General features: G+C 76.2%; 2 protein-coding genes and 1 pseudogene. All 3 read left to right on the plus strand.

Annotated features, from left to right (window positions below; all coding sequences use genetic code 11):
- Positions 1-193: pseudogene (locus AX737_RS34510) on the plus strand (flagellar M-ring protein FliF); the annotation flags it as partial.
- Positions 190-1173: a hypothetical protein gene (locus AX737_RS15665; RefSeq protein WP_066922790.1), complete on the plus strand. Its 984-nt coding sequence runs from the start codon at positions 190-192 to the stop codon at positions 1171-1173. The pseudogene AX737_RS34510 and the gene AX737_RS15665, both read left to right, overlap by 4 nt.
- Position 1174: 1 nt before the next feature.
- A partial coding sequence (locus AX737_RS15670) for a flagellar motor protein MotB (protein ID WP_066922792.1) occupies positions 1175-2293 on the plus strand: 1119 nt, incomplete at its 3' end.

The following is a 2293-nucleotide window of genomic DNA, read 5'->3' on the forward strand; positions in this document are numbered from 1 at the left end:
TCCCCCCGGCGCCGACCCGACCGCGCTGGCGCCCCCCGCCATGGCGAACCTGATCGAGGACATGGCCCAGACCATGGCCGCCAAGATGGAGCACTCGCCCCAGAAGCGGCTGGAGCAGATGATCGACCTCGACGAGGAGCAGGTCGCCCAGATCCTCAAGCGCTGGCTGATGCGTGAGGAGGCCACCGCGTGAGCGCGATCCTGGCGAGCTTCCTGCCCGACTTCTCGGACGCGCTGGAGCCGGCCCCGCAGGCGGCGCAGGACGCGCAGGCGGCGCGGGCCCCGCAGGACGCGCAGCCCGACCCGGCTCCCTGGATCCCGACTCGGGTCGTCCGGACGAAGCCGCCGGAGGCCCGCGCGCCCGAGCCCGCGTCCCAGCCCGCCTCCCTCACGTCCCTGCCGCTCCAGCCCATGACCGTGCCGGAGGCCCTGAACGCGCTGCAGGCGCTGGTGGGCCAGCCCGCGGCCCGGCCCGGACCGCAGGTCCCGTCCCCGGAAGGGCCGTCCCGGCCGCCGGCCGAGGTGATCCCGCTCGTGCCCCAGGGCGCGGACCCGTCCTTCACAGATCCCTGGGCCGGGCTGAAGCGCACGGCCCCGACCACCCCGCCCGAGCCCGTCGAGACGCCGGAGGAGCGCGCCCAGCGCGTCGCCGAGGCCGAGGAGCGCGGCCGGGCGGCGGGGCGCGCGCAGGGGCTCGCCGAGGCGCGGGCGGACGCCGAGGCCGCGATGGCCGCCGCGCGCGAGGGCTTCGCGGCCGAGCTCGCGGCCGAGCGGGCGCGCTGGAGCGAGAGCGAGGCCGAGCGGCTGGCCGCGGGCTTCGCGGCGGCCTTGCGCGCCCTCGATGCGGACCTGACCCGGCGCATCGGCCGGCTGCTGGTGCCGGTGCTCACCGACGCCCTGCGGCGGCGCGCGGTGGACGACCTCGCCCAGGCGCTCGGGCGGCTCACCGCCGACCCGAACCACGCCGCGATCCGGGTGAGCGGGCCCGAGGACCTGCTGGCGGCCCTTGGCCAGAGGCTCGGGGCGCAGGCCGACGGGATCGCCTTCGCGCCGGGCGCGGCGCCGGAGGTCTCGGTCGTGGCCGACCAGACCGTGATCGAGACGCAGCTCGCGGCCTGGACCCGCCTGCTGGCCGCTGCCGCGGCGGATCCGGCAGCGGATGCGGAGAGCTGAGATGGCCGAGGGCCACCAAGAGATCATCATCATCAAGCGCCACGGCGACCACGAGGACGGTCACCACGGCGGCGCCTGGAAGATCGCGCTCGCCGACTTCATGACGGCGATGATGGCGCTGTTCCTGGTGATGTGGCTGATCAACTCCACCAGCAAGGCGCAGAAGCAGTCGATCGCCGAGTACTTCAACCCGGTCAAGCTCGCCGAGGTCACGCACGACCGGAAGGGCCTCTCCGACCCGCAGGACGCGCCCTCCGACCCGGCGAGCGCGGGCGGCGGCAGGACCGAGGCCGAGGGCAAGGGGGAGGGCGAGGGCCGGGGCGAGGGCAAGGGGCCCGACAAGGGCCAGCCGGCGCCCCCCGGCAGCCGCGCCCGCGAATCCGCCCTGTTCCAGGACCCCTACGCGGTGCTGGCCAAGCTCGCGGCCGAGGGCGAGCGCTCGGAGGTGGCGAGCGTCGATGCCGCGGCCAGCGAGGCCGGCCTGCCGGGCGTGGCCGGCGGCGAGGCCGCGCGCGACCCCTTCGACCCGCTCTACTGGCAGACCGAGGCCCTGCCGAAGGCCCGCAGCGAGCAGCCGGGCAAGGTCGGCACGGTGGCGCACGCGCCGAGCGAGACCCGGCTCGACGCGCGGGCGCAGTCGGCGAAGGACGGCGCGAAGGATCCCGCGAAGGATCCCGCGAAGGACAGGGCCGCCGCCAAGCCGCTGCAGGTCGCCTCGGCGGACGCCGCCCTGCCGGCCGCCGTGCGCGACGCCCTCGGCCCGGCGCGGCCCAAGGCGCCGGAGAAGGTGCCGGATGCGAAGGATCCGCCGAAGGAGGCCGCCCTGGATCCCGCCAAGGACTCGGCGAAGGACCCGGCGAAGGACCTCAGGCCGGAGCCCGCCAGGGACGCTCCCAAGGAAGCCTCCAAGGAAGCCTCCAAGGAAGAGGCCGCCGACCCGCGCGCGGCCGAGACCGCCGCGATGGCCGAGATCAAGGCGGAGATCGCCCGCGCCGTGCAGCCCGCGAACACCCGCGCCCCGGCGCCCCGGGTCGAGGTGCGCCGCACGGGGGAGGGGGTGCTGATCAGCGTCACCGACGAGATCAACTTCAGCATGTTCGAGATCGGCTCGGCCGAGCCC

The sequence above is a fragment of the Methylobacterium sp. CCH5-D2 genome, from assembly GCF_001556475.1.
In the GTDB taxonomy this organism is placed as follows: domain Bacteria; phylum Pseudomonadota; class Alphaproteobacteria; order Rhizobiales; family Beijerinckiaceae; genus Methylobacterium; species Methylobacterium hispanicum.